Annotated in this window: 12 protein-coding genes; 8 read left to right on the top strand and 4 right to left on the bottom strand. The window is 54.0% G+C overall.

Annotated features, from left to right (window positions below):
• Positions 1-6: 6 nt before the first annotated feature.
• Positions 7-1,626: a sensor histidine kinase gene (locus tag R0137_RS14755; RefSeq protein WP_407327160.1), complete on the bottom strand. Its 1,620-nt coding sequence runs from the start codon at positions 1,624-1,626 to the stop codon at positions 7-9.
• 133 nt (positions 1,627-1,759) lie between these two features.
• On the opposite strand from R0137_RS14755, the gene R0137_RS14750 reads away from it, so the two are divergent.
• Complete coding sequence (locus tag R0137_RS14750; protein WP_407327159.1) at positions 1,760-3,382, top strand: NAD+ synthase; 1,623 nt, start codon at positions 1,760-1,762, stop codon at positions 3,380-3,382.
• Positions 3,383-3,388: 6 nt separating this feature from the next.
• Here R0137_RS14750 and R0137_RS14745 read toward each other — a convergent pair whose 3' ends face one another.
• On the bottom strand, positions 3,389-4,300 hold the full coding sequence (locus R0137_RS14745; RefSeq protein WP_407327158.1) for an outer membrane protein assembly factor BamD: 912 nt from the start codon (positions 4,298-4,300) through the stop codon (positions 3,389-3,391).
• An 85-nt stretch (positions 4,301-4,385) separates the two neighbouring features.
• Between R0137_RS14745 and rluD the strand changes: the two genes are divergently transcribed.
• The 3 genes from rluD to clpB all read left to right on the top strand — a co-directional run bounded on the left by rluD (position 4,386) and on the right by clpB (position 8,820).
• A complete protein-coding gene (gene rluD, locus R0137_RS14740; protein WP_407327157.1) occupies positions 4,386-5,351 on the top strand; it encodes a 23S rRNA pseudouridine(1911/1915/1917) synthase RluD in 966 nt (321 codons plus the stop codon).
• A 6-nt stretch (positions 5,352-5,357) separates the two neighbouring features.
• Positions 5,358-6,107: a peptidoglycan editing factor PgeF gene (pgeF, locus tag R0137_RS14735; protein ID WP_407327156.1), complete on the top strand. Its 750-nt coding sequence runs from the start codon at positions 5,358-5,360 to the stop codon at positions 6,105-6,107.
• Between the two features lie 115 nt (positions 6,108-6,222).
• On the top strand, positions 6,223-8,820 hold the full coding sequence (gene clpB / locus R0137_RS14730; protein WP_407327155.1) for an ATP-dependent chaperone ClpB: 2,598 nt from the start codon (positions 6,223-6,225) through the stop codon (positions 8,818-8,820).
• Positions 8,821-8,949: 129 nt separating this feature from the next.
• On the opposite strand, the gene R0137_RS14725 is transcribed toward clpB, so the two are convergent.
• Positions 8,950-9,474, bottom strand: a complete 525-nt coding sequence (locus R0137_RS14725) for a DUF4124 domain-containing protein (RefSeq protein ID WP_407327154.1) — start codon at positions 9,472-9,474, stop codon at positions 8,950-8,952.
• 505 nt (positions 9,475-9,979) lie between these two features.
• Here R0137_RS14725 and R0137_RS14720 point away from each other — a divergent pair.
• Positions 9,980-11,716 (top strand): acetolactate synthase 3 large subunit, encoded by a 1,737-nt coding sequence (locus tag R0137_RS14720; protein ID WP_407330029.1) that lies wholly within the window; start codon positions 9,980-9,982, stop codon positions 11,714-11,716.
• A 1-nt stretch (position 11,717) separates the two neighbouring features.
• Complete coding sequence (gene ilvN, locus R0137_RS14715; protein ID WP_407327153.1) at positions 11,718-12,209, top strand: acetolactate synthase small subunit; 492 nt, start codon at positions 11,718-11,720, stop codon at positions 12,207-12,209.
• A gap of 33 nt (positions 12,210-12,242) precedes the next feature.
• Here ilvN and ilvC read toward each other — a convergent pair whose 3' ends face one another.
• Entirely contained in the window at positions 12,243-13,715 is a 1,473-nt protein-coding gene (gene ilvC / locus R0137_RS14710) for a ketol-acid reductoisomerase (protein ID WP_407327152.1), read from the bottom strand.
• 100 nt (positions 13,716-13,815) lie between these two features.
• Here ilvC and ilvY point away from each other — a divergent pair, with 100 nt between their 5' ends.
• On the top strand, positions 13,816-14,712 hold the full coding sequence (ilvY, locus tag R0137_RS14705) for an HTH-type transcriptional activator IlvY (protein WP_407327151.1): 897 nt from the start codon (positions 13,816-13,818) through the stop codon (positions 14,710-14,712).
• A gap of 43 nt (positions 14,713-14,755) precedes the next feature.
• Entirely contained in the window at positions 14,756-15,700 is a 945-nt protein-coding gene (gene pssA, locus R0137_RS14700) for a CDP-diacylglycerol--serine O-phosphatidyltransferase (protein ID WP_407327150.1), read from the top strand.
• Positions 15,701-15,974: the final 274 nt, after the last annotated feature.

Raw genomic sequence — 15,974 nt, 5'->3', positions numbered from 1 at the left:
ACTTGATTACTCCTGATGCTCTATGGTGATTTGAAAGCGACTTCGACCCTCGGTGGTCGGCAGATAGGCGATTCGGGCTTGATTGAGTTCGCACAGCTCACGGCAAAGGTACAGTCCGAGCCCACTTCCGCCCTGGCTGCGCGTAAAGAAAGGTTCGAAGAGCCGAGGGATGTCTGCTTCGCTAACTCCGATACCATCGTCGTAAACGTCAATGACACACTCACGCTTTTTGCGATCCACTCGAATTCTCAGTTCAGCGGAGCACTCGCCGGTGGCGAGTTCACTGTGCCGCATGGCGTTGTCTACCAGATTATCAAGTACGCGCTGGAGATGCTCCGGGTCTACAAGCACGCAAGCCGTCGGAGCGACGTACTCAATGTTAAGTTTGCCCGGATTATCTCTGGCACTATGGTAGTGCTCGGAATAGCCGCTCATCCATTCGACGAGTTTCAATGTTTCCAGTTTTGGCGGTTCCCGTCGCGAAATCTGCAACACACTTTCTACTATGTCATTCACCCGCTGACTGTTTGTGAGCACCATGTCCACCATGCGCTTATCGTCGGGTGCCAGCGTAGGGGACTCGTTGAGTAGCTGTGAAGCATGGCTGATAGCGCCCAAGGGATTACGGATTTCATGAGCGATGCTAGCGGCTAGGCGGCCCAGCGAGGATAGCTTCAGGGACTGCGCGTAGGCTGCTACCGGCCGATAGTCCTCGAGGAACACTAGAGTTTGGTCTTCTTCACCGCCCTCGAGACTGTGAAATCGCGCGACGAGTTCCGCACCATCTCCGCCCGCTTCAAAGGGTGAGCCTACTTGGCGACCGCTGCGGCGAAATTCTTCAATCCGTTCAGCAAGCGCGTCGCTGTAGTCGGTAAGAGACCGACCCTGCTCCAGCGCAATGGGTCTGCTGGGATCTAATAGTCTGCCCGCTGCAGCATTGAGCACCCTGGCACGATTCTGAGAGTCGACCAAGAGAATTCCCGTTTGCATGTTCTGCACAATCTGCTCATTCAGTCGTTGCAGGCGATAGATGTCACTCGCGCGTTCACTGGCGAGGGCCTCCACACGTCCCAGCCTAAGGGCGACGAGTTGGACGATGCCGGACACGATAAAAAACAGTAGGCCGAGCAAACCTGCGGGGAAAAGCGCTGTGACGCCCGCATCCGTTGTAGAGATCAGCCGGAGGGTATCTCCCAATACAGCCAGTACGGTCAGTGCGGCCACGAGCGTCGCAACGGTACGGTTGCTGATCAGAACCGCACTAGAAGCAACGGTGATTGCCAGTAACAATGGCAAGCCGCTGCTCATGCCACCTGAGGAGTCACTCAACAGCGTAATGCATACAATATCAACGCTAAAAAGCAGCACCAGTCTCGCGTTGGAGCTTTGCCATCGAGCTGCAACAACGCCGAGCAAGGCAATGTTGCTGAACAGAAACACACTGCTTACTGCGATATATAAAGTCGGGTTCTGCGCTCCCACGAGTTGACGAGACGCGGGAATCGTAATCAGGAGCAGGAAAACCACCGACAGCACGGTACGGTAGATTAGATAAATCCGAAACAGCAGCAAATTCTGTTCGGATCCCATCGCGCCGGGGGGGACTAAAATGGCAGGACTGCTCACGGATTTCTATCCAATCTAGGGTGACTGTGACTGCGAGACCTCATTCTAGCAGTGCTATTGGTGTTTTCGTCCCATCTAGTCAGCCTGCCTTAGATCGCTGACAATAGCGCACCCGGAAAGTTGGATACGCTCTATGCACATTTTGATGGCCCAGATAAACACTCATGTGGGCGATTTTGTCGGTAACACAAATCAGGTTATTCAAATCGCAAATCAGGCTTCCCTAAGTCAGGAGTCGCCGGTTGTGGTTTTTCCCGAATTGACGCTTTCCGGCTATCCGCCAGAGGACTTGTTACTACGGCCAGCGCTGTGTAAGCGTGTGAACGACTCGATTGACCGCTTGTGTCGGGAACTGCCTTCAAACGCTTGGGTCATTGTCGGCTATCCCATTCGCAGGGGCGATATTCTTTATAACTGTGCGGGCGTGTTCCACGAGGGGGAACTAAAAGTCGAGTACCACAAGAACGAGCTTCCCAATTATCAGGTCTTTGACGAGAAACGATATTTTGCTGCCGGTTCACGGCCCTGTGTTTTTGACATTCAGGGTACAAAGGTGGGTCTCAGTATCTGTGAAGATATTTGGGTGCCCGGGCCTAGCGCTGCGGCAGCTTCTGCAGGCGCTGAGCTGTTGATTAATCTCAACGCGTCGCCTTTCCATCGGGGGAAACAGCAGGAACGCATGGATTTAGTCGCCAAGCGATGCTGCGACAATCAGGTCGCCGTGGTTTATGTGAATCAGGTAGGGGGGCAGGACGAGCTGGTATTTGATGGTGGCTCCTTTGCTATGGGTAGTAACGGTAGTCTCGCAGCGCAGAGTGCGCGCTTTGAATCGGCTGCTGATTGGTGTGAGTTCCCTGGAGGGGAAGCAGGTCGGGGTTTTAGGCAGTCAGCGTTGGCGGAGCCTTTGGATGAACTCGCGGCGATCTGGCAGGCGCTGGTTTTGGGCATGCGTGACTATGTAAACAAGAATGGCTTTCCGAGTGTTGTTCTCGGTCTCTCTGGCGGTGTTGATTCTGCCCTGACTCTCGCCGTGGCAGTAGATGCCTTGGGGGCGGAGCGGGTAGAAGCAGTAATGATGCCCTTTCGTTATACATCTGATATCAGTATTGCCGACGCTGCGGAGCAAAGCGCGACGCTTGGTGTTCGTCACAGCGTTATCTCTATTGAGCCGATTTATGAGAGCTTTTTGGCAGCTTTAAGCGACGAGTTTGCGGGGCTTAGTGCCGATACGACAGAAGAGAACCTGCAAGCCCGCTGTCGAGGGGTTCTGCTCATGTCTATCTCAAACAAGAAACGGTCTCTGGTGTTAACCACGGGGAACAAGAGCGAGTTGGCGGTGGGCTATTCAACGCTTTACGGCGACATGGCAGGAGGCTTTGACGTACTCAAAGACGTGCCGAAAACGCTGGTTTACGAACTCTGCCGCTACCGAAACAGTCTTGGCCCTTGTATCCCTGATCGGGTTATTGAGCGGCCCCCGTCAGCAGAGCTGGCTCCTGATCAAAAAGATGAGGATCGCCTGCCACCTTACGATGTCCTTGATAGAATTTTGGAGCTGTACGTTGAGCAAGATTTCAGCGCTGAAGCCATTATTGCTGAAGGCATCGCCCGGGAAGATGTTGAGCGCGCAGTGAGACTGGTCGACATTAACGAATACAAGCGCCGGCAGGCGCCTATTGGTGTTCGTATTACCCAGCGAGGGTTTGGGCGGGATCGTCGTTACCCGATCACCTCAGCCTGGCGTATCGGCGACTGAAAGACCTTAGCTGATCCCTTTGCGGCTATCGAACTGAGGTGGCTTCGGCGGATCGAAAAGGCCGAAGCTGAGCTTGTTGATAATTGATCGCTGCACACCGTCTTGGGTGTAGACCGTATCGAATTCACCGTCCTCGTTGAGCGCAGGGTGGTCTGGGTAGTTAAGCGCCAGCGTGTCGATTGCGTCCTGGGCGAGGTCGTCCATGCCAAGAATCAGATAGCCCTGCGCCATAACTGCTAGGCCATCACCCACAGCGGGGGTTCGCTGAAAGTTCTCCACCACATAACGACCACGGTTTGCAGCCGCTAGGTAAGCGCCTCTGCGGAAATAATAGTTGGCCACATGAATCTCGTTGCGTGCCAAGAGGTTGCGCAGGTAGACCATTCGAGACTTGGCGTCCGCAGCATAGGGGCTGTCGGGAAAACGGGTAACAAGCTGAGAAAACTCTGCAAAGGCTTCCTTGGCAAAGCTTGTATCCCTGAGCGTCTTATCGGTTGGGGTAAAGCGGGAAAGGAAGTCCTGGCTGGCTGTAGCTGTTGCCAGGCCCTTCATGTAATAGGCGTAGTCGACATTAGGATGTTGAGGGTGCAGACGGATAAAGCGGTCTGCGGCCTCCACCGCTGCCTCGGGAGAATAGGCCCCATAATGCGCGTAGATCAGCTCCAGCTGAGCCTGTTCTGCGTAACGGCCAAAAGGGTATCTGGATTCAAGAGCCTGTAAGGCGCGTATCGACAGATCAAAATTTCGCGCGTTGAGATAGCGCTGCGCTTCATCATAGATTTGCTGTTCGCCGCTATCTGCCGAGAAGTCACCTTCTTCGTCGTTGTTCGCGCAGCCGCTTATCAGCAAAACCGAGAGCAGGCTAATGAGATAAGACCAGCGCTTGGCTGACGTGTCGAGGGTACTAAAAAGGCTCATGCTAAAATCGGCGAATAAAAGAAGGGCGCTATTTAAGCACAGCCGCGGGAGTCCATAAACCATAGAACAGACAATCGAAAAGCGTTTGATTGAGAGAAATGCGACCGCCGGAGACGATCTTGCGGGGGCGCGTTTCGATCAGGCTGCGGCACAGCTGTTTTCTGAGTTCTCCCGTGCGCGGTTGCAGACCTGGATCCGCGGTGGGCAGCTTTTACTGGATGGCGCGAAAGCGCGCCCTCGCGATGCGGTTGAGAGCGGTGCGGTGCTCAGTCTAAGTGCCGAGCTGGAGAGTGAAGTCTCTTGGGGGGCAGAGGCCTTGCCGCTGGATATTGTTTACGAAGACGAGGAAATTCTGGTGATCGATAAACCCGCGGGGCTAGTGGTGCATCCCGGGGCGGGAAATCATCATGGCACCCTGGTGAATGCGCTCTTGAATCACCGGCCCGCTCTGGAGGCGGTGCCCAGGGGTGGAATTGTCCATCGTCTTGATAAAGAAACAAGTGGTCTGCTGGTTGTCGCAGGAACTCTGAATGCCCACCGTAGTCTCGTGGCACAGCTGCAAAAGAAAGATGTGCAGCGGGAGTACTTTGCGATCGTCCGGGGGGTGCCGAGCGGCGGTGGACGTATAGAAGCCGCTATAGGTCGTCACCCGCGACAAAGAACCCGTATGGCAGTGGTCGCCAATGGCGGGAAGCCTGCGGTGACACATTACCGCATCGCCCAGCGGTTCGCGCAGTACACGGCACTGAACGTGCAACTCGAAACCGGGCGGACCCATCAGATACGCGTACACATGGCCCATCGGGGCTACCCGTTGCTGGGAGACCCTGTCTACGGCGGCCGGCTGCAGCTCCCCAGAGGGTGCAGTGATAGGCTAGCCGATACGCTCCGCGAGTTTCGGCGGCAGGCTCTCCATGCTCGCTGCTTGAGCTTCGTACATCCGGGGTCCGGCGATTATTGCAGTTTTGAGTCGCCTCTAGCCGATGATTTGGAGCGGCTGCTCCAGATATTGACGGAGGAGAACTCCGAACATGATGGGCTGGAGTATTAGTCAGTCATGAGCGTTGAGGAAGCCTCGCTCGAGGACTGGCCCGTCAACGTTCGTATTTTTTATACCACTCGGGAGGGTGGGCATAGCGAAGGTCCTTTCAGGGGGTTCAATCTTGGACTCCATGTTGGAGACCGTGAGGAGGCCGTTCTAGAGAACCGTGCCGTGCTTCAGAGCCATCTACCGGAAGACACAAAAATTGCGTGGATGGATCAGGTTCACGGCATTCGCGTTGTAGCAGCAAGCGACAGCATTACCACGCCCTTGCCAGCTGACGCCTGCTGGACCTGCGAGAGCGGTATCGCCTGTGCGGTCATGGTTGCGGACTGCTTACCCGTGTTGTTGACTGACCAGCGCGGTGACGTCGTAGCAGCAGTGCATGCAGGCTGGAGAGGTTTGGCCGCAGGCGTGCTGGATTCGGCGGTGTCAGCCCTTAAAGTTCCTCCGGAGGAAATCTGTGCGTGGCTGGGGCCGGCAATTGGCAAAGAGGTTTTTGAAGTTGGTCCTGAAGTGAGAGCAGCATTCATTACAGGAGATAGTGGCTCGGGTCTATCCGCATGTTTTCGTTTGTCTCCCCATCACGCCGGACATTACCTTGCAGATCTCTCCGAGTTGACGAGGCTGCGCCTGCAAAGGCTTGGTGTGTTTAATGTCAGTAGTCTTAACGCTTGTACTGTGAACGAACCCGACCGGTTTTTTTCTTATCGTAGAGACGGGGTAACCGGACGAATGGCCTGCCTCATACTCCGGGATAAGTAACTGCTAGCTCTTGAAATTGATCCTTAAACCCCAATATCTATAAGGGTATAAATGATCACGCCAACGACAGCGTTGGCTGACGGTGATCCTTGAATCGCTGTGGAGGTAGATAGTTATGAGAATGGACAAGTTAACCAATCCCCTGCAAAACGCCCTGGCCGATGCTCAGTCACTGGCGGTTGGTCGGGACCACAATCAGATTGATTCTGCGCACCTTTTACAGGCGCTAGTCAATCAGCAAGAAGGGTCTGCGAGGCCATTGCTGCAAAGAGCAGGCGCGAACATCGACGCCATGCAGCAATCTTTGCGATCCCTGTTGGACGCTATGCCCGTGGTGCAGAACTCCACGGGCGAAGTCCACGTATCTCCGGATCTAAGCCGGGTATTGAATTTGAGCGACAAAAAAGCCCAGCAGGGTGGGGATAGCTTTATCTCCAGCGAGCTTGTGCTTCAGTCTTTGCTGGAGGCGGGGGGTGCTGTGGGCAAAGTGCTCACTAATAGCGGTGTTACACAGGATAGTCTTGGAGCGGCTGTGGAGGCTGTTCGCGGAGGTGCTTCCGTGGATAGCGCCGATGCCGAAGAGACGCGGCAGGCTCTGGAGAAATACACCATTGATCTCACTGAGCGTGCGCGCGACGGCAAACTGGATCCGGTAATCGGTAGGGACGATGAAATTCGCAGGACGGTGCAGGTTTTGCAGCGCCGTACCAAAAACAATCCAGTGCTCATCGGTGAACCCGGAGTGGGTAAAACAGCGATTATTGAAGGCCTCGCTCAGCGCGTTATTAACGGCGAAGTGCCCGAGGGTCTGCGCGACAAGCGAATTCTGTCGTTGGATTTAGGCGCTTTGCTGGCGGGGACAAAATTCCGCGGTGAATTTGAAGAGCGACTGAAAGCGCTCCTCAATGAGCTGTCTAAAGAAGAAGGCCGTGTGATTCTCTTTATCGATGAGATTCACACCATGGTCGGCGCGGGCAAGGCCGAAGGCTCGATGGATGCAGGCAATATGCTAAAGCCGGCTCTGGCTCGGGGAGAACTCCATTGCGTGGGCGCGACCACACTCAACGAGTATCGACAGCATGTTGAGAAAGACGCAGCGCTAGAGCGGCGCTTTCAAAAAGTCTTGGTAGAAGAGCCCAGCGAAGAAGACACAATAGCTATTCTGCGAGGTCTTAAGGAGCGCTATGAGGTCCACCATGGTGTGGACATCACCGACTCGGCAATCATTGCCGCAGCACAGCTTTCACAGCGCTACATCACCGACCGACAGCTTCCTGACAAGGCTATTGACCTCATTGATGAAGCGGCCAGTCGTATTCGGATGGAGATTGACTCCAAGCCTGAGGCGCTTGATCGCCTCGAGCGACGACTCATTCAGCTTAAGATCGAGCGGGAAGCCGTTCGCAAAGATGAAGATGAGTCCGCAGTGAAGCAACTGGCACTGCTGAATGAGCAGATAACCGGGATCGAGAAAGAATTTGCTGACTTGGAGGAGGTGTGGAAGGCGGAGAAGGCCTCACTGCAGGGCGCCGCATCAGTTAAAAGTGATATAGAACAAGTAAAGTTAGACCTTGAAACGGCGCGTCGTGCGGGCGATTTAACCCGGATGTCAGAACTACAGTACGGCAAGCTCCCGGAACTCGAGAAGAAGCTCACACAGGCGCAGGCGGCTGAAAATGTAGAGCGAACCCTTCTGCGCAATAAGGTCACCGATGAAGAGGTTGCTGAGGTTGTGTCACGCTGGACGGGTATCCCCATTTCTAAAATGTTGGAGGGGGATCGAGATAAGCTCCTGCGCATGGAGGATGCTCTTCATGATCGGGTTGTCGGACAGGATGAGGCTGTAGTTGCCGTTGCGAATGCGGTACGTCGATCTCGCGCCGGTCTCTCTGACCCTGGTCGTCCTAATGGATCCTTTTTGTTTTTGGGACCTACCGGTGTGGGTAAGACCGAGCTTTGTAAGGCGCTGGCGGATTTTCTGTTCGACAGCGAGCAGGCAATGGTGCGCATCGATATGTCTGAATTTATGGAGAAGCATTCCGTTGCACGCCTCATTGGTGCGCCCCCGGGATATGTGGGCTACGAGGAGGGCGGTTACCTGACTGAGGCTGTGCGTCGTCGCCCCTATTCCCTACTGCTGCTCGACGAGATCGAAAAGGCGCATCCGGATGTCTTTAATATTTTGTTACAAGTGCTGGATGATGGCAGGCTCACCGATGGTCAAGGTAGAACCGTCGATTTTCGTAACACGGTGATCGTGATGACGTCTAATCTGGGGTCAGATCTGATCCAAGAGCTTGCCGGGGATGAGAACTACGACGCAATGAAGTCCGCGGTCATGGGCGTTGTCTCTCAACACTTTCGCCCTGAGTTTATCAACCGTGTGGATGAGACAGTGGTGTTTCACCCACTACTGCAGGAGCAGATTCGTGGCATCGCCACTATCCAGCTCGAAGGACTTCGATCACGACTCGCCGAGCGAGAGCTGGGGCTTGAGGTTACCGACAGCTTTATGGAACAGCTGGTCGAAGGCGGCTTCGATCCCGTTTACGGCGCGCGTCCCCTCAAGCGGGCGATCCAGCAACAGTTGGAGAATCCACTGGCGCAGAAACTTCTGGCAGGAGACTTTGCGCCTGGGCAGAGAATCGTCGCAGATTGGATTGATGACAGGCCGAGTTTTGACGGTGAGTCGCAGACAGAGACGGTGCACTAAGCCTTGTTGTAATTAAACGGTAGGGTCCCCGCTGACGCTGACGCAGCGAGTGTCTCCCTTGCTAGCGAGCGCAGTAGCAGTAAGAGGCGGCGGGGATCCGGCTAGGGCAGCAACTAATCGCGGCGAACTTTAAGCGCAGTGAACTCTGATGGTGTCCTGCGCTTTTTGACGCTGGGTCTCTTTCTCTTCTTCGGATATGAAGCGAAGCTCCCCCGTGGTTTTGTCCCGAATTCTGATACGCGCGGCGGTATTGAGTGTTTCTAAGTTAGCTTTTGCGCGTGCGCAGCTTTCGGGATTCTTGGCGACAATTTCCATTTCTTCCTGTCGCGAATCAACTTGGGTGAATTCATTGCCCGGGCGGGGAGTGACTTCCTTGGGGACCGCGCCCTCTCCCGGCTGAACCCGGCGTATTAGAGAGGAGCGTTGTGACACGACCTCGTACTCTATGTCTTCAGACACTGGGGGGCGGTCACTCACTACAAGCTTGCCTTGCTCATCCTTCCAGCGGTAGTAGGTGTCAGCCGCGGACGCACTCGGCACGGTAATCAATATTGCGCAAACACAGGCTAGCGCCATTAGCACCGCTGTGATGTAGCCGCTGGGCGCTGTACTGTTGCCGCATGGAACTGCTACGCATCGATCTGAATTTTTCACGGGTAACTCCGCTTAATTGGCCTTTGAACCATACCCAAGCATGAACTTGGGTGCAATTGACGCGTTTAGTCAATAGTGAACCCAATCTGCCAAGAAAACCTGTAATTGCTACCGTTGACATTGAGACCGTCCATCACCAGAATTGCGCCGTCGTAATTATGGCAATGGCAATGCAGAGTACCCTCTGCCCCTGGCCCTCGTTTCGGTGCGATTATCCGAATCGACTGTTGTTACGTCCCGTCGGCTGAGCTTCTCGATGTAGATCGCGAAATTCAGCAGTCCACACTGCGTTACCGCGCAGGGCGACAGCGACACGGGGTCCCTTCGTGCTTGTTATCCCTCTGTTTTTGACGCTAGACCTGTGGTTGACGAAAAAGCCGTGTCCGCTTTTCAGTGGCCGCGAAATACTGTTTGTTGCTGGCGAGGGTAAGCGTTGGCACGAGCGGGAGTTACGATTGTGAACGCAGAGTTAGAGGTAGCCGCAAATTTAGAGGAGGGTGTTGAGATGCTCTCCGGTGGTGAAATGATAGCGAGAGCCCTGGAAGACGAGGGCGTTGATTTTATTTTTGGGTATCCCGGTGGTGCTGTTCTGCACATCTACGATGCCTTGTTCAAGGCGGCAAGTGTGCCCCACGTTCTGGTCCGCCATGAACAGGCCGCTACCCATGCGGCCGATGGCTATGCCAGGGCTACAGGTAAGCCGGGTGTGGTGCTTGTTACCTCGGGCCCCGGCGCGACAAATGCCGTAACCGGTATTGCAACGGCCTACATGGACTCTATTCCCATGGTGGTGTTGTCGGGTCAGGTGCAAAGCCATTTAATCGGCGAAGACGCTTTTCAGGAAACCGATATGCTCGGTATCTCCAGGCCTATCGTGAAGCACAGTTTTCAGGTGCGCCACGCAAGCCAGCTTCCAGGAGTTATCAAAAAGGCGTTTCATATCGCAGCCAGTGGCCGCCCCGGCCCGGTAGTTATCGATATTCCGAAGGACATTACACGTCCAGATGAGCGTTTTCCTTACGAATATCCAGAGAGCGTAAAGCTACGCTCCTACTCTCCTGCCGTGCGCGGCCATAGCGGGCAGATTCGTAAAGCCGCGAAGCTGCTGCTGTCCGCCAAGCGACCCATTATTTACTCAGGTGGTGGAGTTATCCTCGGCGAAGGCAGTGACCTATTGACAGAGTTGGCTCAGCATCTCAATTTTCCCGTGACGAATACCTTGATGGGTCTTGGCGCGTATCCAGGGTCCGATAGGCAGTTCCTTGGCATGTTGGGCATGCACGGTTTGTATGAGGCCAACATGGCGATGCATAACGCCGATGTTATTTTGGCCGTCGGCGCGCGATTTGATGACCGGGTGACGAATACTGTGAGTAAGTTCTGTCCCGGGGCAAAAATCATTCATATCGACGTGGATCCCGCAGCGATTTCTAAAACTGTAACGGCAGACATTCCTATTGTCGGTCCCGTGCGTGCGGTCCTTACAGATCTAATGGTCGCTATTCGCGGTGCGCAGGACGGCGATGAATTTCAGGAGCCTGTTTCGCTAGATTCCTGGTGGTCGCAAATAGAAGAGTGGCGCGCCAGTCATGGTCTTTGGACGGGTCGTCGCTTTGGCGAGAGTGATTACATTAAGCCGCAGGAAGTGATTCAGAGTCTCTACCGCATCACGAAAGGTGATGCTTTTGTTACCTCGGACGTGGGGCAACATCAGATGTTTGCGGCTCAGTATTATCGCTTCAATAAGCCGCGACGCTGGATTAACTCTGGTGGCTTGGGAACGATGGGATTTGGTTTGCCATCAGCCATGGGCGTAAAGCTTGCCTTTCCTGAGGAAGAGGTTGCCTGCGTTACCGGAGAAGGCAGTATTCAAATGAACATTCAGGAGCTCTCTACCTGTCTGCAGTACAACACGCCTGTGAAGATTATCAATCTGCGCAATAACTACCTTGGCATGGTGAAGCAGTGGCAAGACATGCAGTACGAGGGGCGTTATGCCATGAGTACTTACGAGGATTCCTTGCCTGATTTCATGAAGCTAACCGAGTCCTATGGGCATGTGGGTATAACCGTGCGGGATAAGGCTGAGCTCGACGAGAAAATGGCGGAGGCGTTTGCACTGAAGGACCGATTGGTTTTTCTGGATGTGTATGTCGATCCCATGGAGCACGTTTACCCCATGCATGTTGCGCCAAATGGCTCGATGAAAGACATGTGGCTTAGCAAGAATGAGAGGAGCTGACATGCGACGCATTATTTCTATACTGATGGAAAACGAACCAGGCGCTCTATCCCGGGTGGTGGGTCTGTTTTCTCAGCGTGGTTACAACATTGAAACCCTCAATGTAGCTGCTACCGAAGACGCTACCTTATCGCGGTTGACGCTGACGACCTTTGGCGACGACCGGCATATCGAACAGATCACCAAGCATTTAAATCGCCTGGTAGATGTGGTGAAGCTGGTAGATCTAACTGAAGGCGCTCACGTAGAGCGAGACCTTATGTTGATAAAGGTGCGTGCAGATTCAACGCAGCGAGAAGAGATCAAAAGGACTACCGATATTTTTCGAGGCCAGATCGTGGACGTGGGTCCTAAGGTGTATACCATTCAATTGGCGGGAACCACGGATAAACTCGACTCGTTTGTGACTGCGATTCCCGAGGCAGATATTCTTGAAGTTGTTCGTTCGGGCGTTGCAGGTATTGCCCGTGGTGAGAAAGTGCTGCGGCCCTAGGGCCGCAGCTGTTCTTCAACTTAAAGTGTTGTCTTACAGGATGCTCTTCATAGCGGTCATGTGACCGCGGAGCATTGTTCCTACGGTCTCTACCGGATGGGAGCGAATCGCTTCGTTCACTCGGATGAGTTCCTGATTGTCGACAGTGTTGTCATCACCCAGACCTTTGCCGATCACGTCAGTTTCTATGTCTTTCATGAAGTCCGCCAATAGAGGTCGGCAGGCGTGGTCAAAGAGGTAACAGCCGTATTCTGCAGTGTCTGAGATTACTACATTCATTTCATACAGCTTTTTGCGCGCGATGGTGTTAGCAATCAGGGGAGTTTCATGAAGCGACTCGTAATACGCAGATTCGTCAATGATTCCCGCGGCGACCATCGTTTCGAAAGCTAGTTCTACGCCGGCTTTTACCATGGCTACCATGAGGATGCCGTGATCGTAGAATTCTTGCTCACCAATTTCTTGGGTGCTGTTCTCGGATTTTTCAAAGGCGGTTTCGGCGGTCGCAGAGCGCCAGCTCAGGAGGTTAACGTCATCGTTCGCCCAATCTTCCATCATGGTCCGCGAAAACGTACCGGTCATGATGTCGTCCTGATGCTTCTCGTACAGTGAGCGCATGATGTTCTTGAGCTCGCCCGCAAGGTAAAAGGCGCGTAGCTTTGCCGGATTACTCAAGCGATCCATCATGTTAGTGATACCGCCGTGCTTAAGTCCTTCGGTAACAGTCTCCCATCCGTACTGGATGAGCTTGGATGCGTAAGCCGCATCGATACCTTTTTCGACCATCTTGTCGAAACACAGGATAGAGCCTGTCTGGAGCATGCCGCAGAGTATTGTCTGCTCGCCCATGAGGTCTGACTTCACTTCGGCGATAAAGGAGCTTTGCAATACACCAGCTCGGTGACCGCCGGTACCTACCGCATAAGCTTTGGCGATTTCCATGCCATCGCCATTGGGATCGTTCTCGGTGTGTACAGCAATCAGGGTGGGGACACCAAATCCTCGTTTGTACTCTTCACGTACCTCAGTACCTGGACACTTGGGAGCCACCATGATTACCGTAAGGTCATCTCGGATTTGCATGCCTTCTTCTACGATGTTGAAACCGTGGGAATAAGACAGGCAAGCACCGTGCTTCATTAGCGGCATTACTGCGGTGACAACAGCGCTGTGCTGCTTGTCCGGTGTCAGGTTGAGGACCACGTCGGCGGTGGGAACCAGCTCTTCATAGGTGCCTACAGTGAACCCATTCTCTGTGGCGTTTCGCCAGGACTGACGCTGCTCACTAATTGCCGAATCGCGCAGCGCATAGCTGACATCGAGCCCGCTGTCGCGCAGATTGAGACCTTGGTTAAGTCCCTGAGCGCCGCAGCCGATGATTACGAGCTTCTTGCCTCGTAGCTTCTCGACGCCGTCTGCAAATTCACTGGCATCCATGAAGCGACATTTACCCAGTTGCTCTAACTGGAGGCGCAGGGGAAGGGTGTTGAAATAGTTCTGTCCCATGAGGGTGGTCCTTAGGTGTGTAAAGCGCGAAATGTTAAAGGAATGTTTTGATTGCGTAAAACGCTATATAATTAAAACTGTTTTGCGAAAAACGCTACCCATGGATTTAAAGTCGCTACAAGTATTCTTGTCCGTTTGCAGTAACTTGAGTTTTACCCAAACGGCTGCAGAGCAGCACCAGAGTGTATCTGCAGTTAGTCGCACCATTTTGCGACTGGAGGAGGCGCTGGGAGAGCGCTTGTTCGACCGCGATCGTCGTGGAATGACGGCAACGCCGGCAGCGCGACGACTCCAGATCGTAGCCGAGCGTATGCTCTCCGACTGGCGGTCGCTTCAACAATCGCTGGGCGATGACGGAAGTTTGCAGGGGGAGTTGAGAATCTTTTGTTCCGTCACGGCGACACATAGGCTTCTTTCGCCGCTACTCGCGGCATATAGAGAAGCCTACCCCCGCGTACAAATACTGCTGCAGACGGGTGATCAGGCAGATGGTATGGAACGAGTGCGGCGCGGGAACTCCGACGTCGCTGTCATCGCGCGTCCTGAAGGCTTGAACGAAAGCTTCGCTTTTAGTCCGCTCGCGAGTACGCCGTTGTGTCTGTGTATGCCGTTAGTTGATTGTGCTCTGCGTGATGCGCTTGCGGGAGTGTCTGGCTCTGCCCTTTGGGAAGCATTGGAAGACGCTCCCTGGGTATTGCCGGAGCGTGGGGTAAGCAAAGATTTGATTGATCGATGGCTTGGTGAGCGTTTTGCACGCCAGCCCGCAATTTATGCGCGTGTGGCGGGGCATGAGGCTATCGTCGCAATGGTGTCTCTTGGCTTGGGTGTCGCTGTGCTCCCCCGCCTAGTCGTGGATGCCAGCGGTCTTCAATCAAGCTTGAGAGTGATGACTTTAGAAGAGGATTTGCCGGCCTTTGAGATTGGCTTGTGCACACGTCAGCCGCGGTTGGCAGACCCGGTTGTCCGCGGTCTTTGGCAGGTGGCTCACGAGCTCTAGATTCTATCTGCTAGACTTGGCGCCTAATAACAGGGTTCAACCCATGGCCGATTACGACTCAAAACACGAAGTAAGCAATGCCGGCGCGGACGTGAATTCCGATGTTTCCGTTGAGAAAGAAGCAGAAGGAGGCTCGTCCCCGATCGCCGCTACTAAAGCGAATGAAGTGAATAGCAGTGCGGCAAGTTCGCTGACGGACAGTCTCGGTGAGGCTGCGAGCTCCATCGAGAGCTTGATTGAAGATCACGAAGAAGAGGTCTCGGAGAACGGTCGTACGGTTAAGCGCCGCGGTGTGTATCTCCTTCCCAACTTGTTTACTACGGGTGCCTTGTTCTGCGGTTTCTATGCCGTGGTTGCGGCCATGCGTGGAGACTACGAAACAGCGCCCATCGCTATTCTCTTTGCGCTTGTGTTTGACGGCCTTGATGGACGCGTCGCCCGTCTAACTAACACTGCCAGCAAATTTGGCGCTGAATATGACAGCCTTGCGGACATGGTGTCTTTCGGTGTCGCTCCTGCTCTAGTGATGTTCAGTTGGGCACTGGGTGACCTGGGTAAGGTGGGCTGGAGTGCAGCCTTTGTGTATGTCGCCTGCGCCGCGCTGCGTTTGGCGCGTTTTAACACGCAGGTGGGTGTGGGTGACCCGAACTTCTTTATGGGGCTGGCGAGTCCTGCCGCCGCTTGCATAATGGCCTGTGCCGTTTGGGTTTGCCAGGACCAGGGTTGGGTAGGCGATGCTCTGCCGATCGAGCTTGCTATTGTTGTCGCTGCCCTGACAGCGGTTGTGGCGATTCTGATGGTGGTTAATGTGCCGTACCACAGCTTTAAAGGGTTTGATCTGAATGGGCGGGTACCTTTTGTCGCTATCCTTGCGGTGGTTCTAGTGTTCGGACTAGTCACCGTTGACCCGCCTAAAATCCTGCTTTTAGCGTCTCTTGCCTATGCGCTTTCTGGGCCCGTAGAGCAGCTTCGACGCTGGCGCAGTTAGCCCGAATCTAAAGTCTCGAGACGGCTTAAAAACTTTTTTTATAAAAAGGCTTGTGCGCTTATCGCGCATGCGTATAATGCGCGCCTCCGCCAGCCTGAGGGTTGTCGGAAAACACTAATCCCAAGCGATTTAGTGGATGTTTAACAAGAAGATGAAGACAGAAGTGTGGGCACTTGTTGGGATAGTTGTTTAACGACTATTCAGACACAACAAGTGACTCATCAATTCAAAGTCATTGAATCTCTTTGGAGATTTGGTGGCGCAGTAATTTTTG

This window comes from Congregibacter brevis, from assembly GCF_045689245.1.
Taxonomy (GTDB): Bacteria; Pseudomonadota; Gammaproteobacteria; order Pseudomonadales; family Halieaceae; genus Congregibacter; species Congregibacter brevis.
This window is presented reverse-complemented; position numbering and strand designations above follow the sequence as displayed.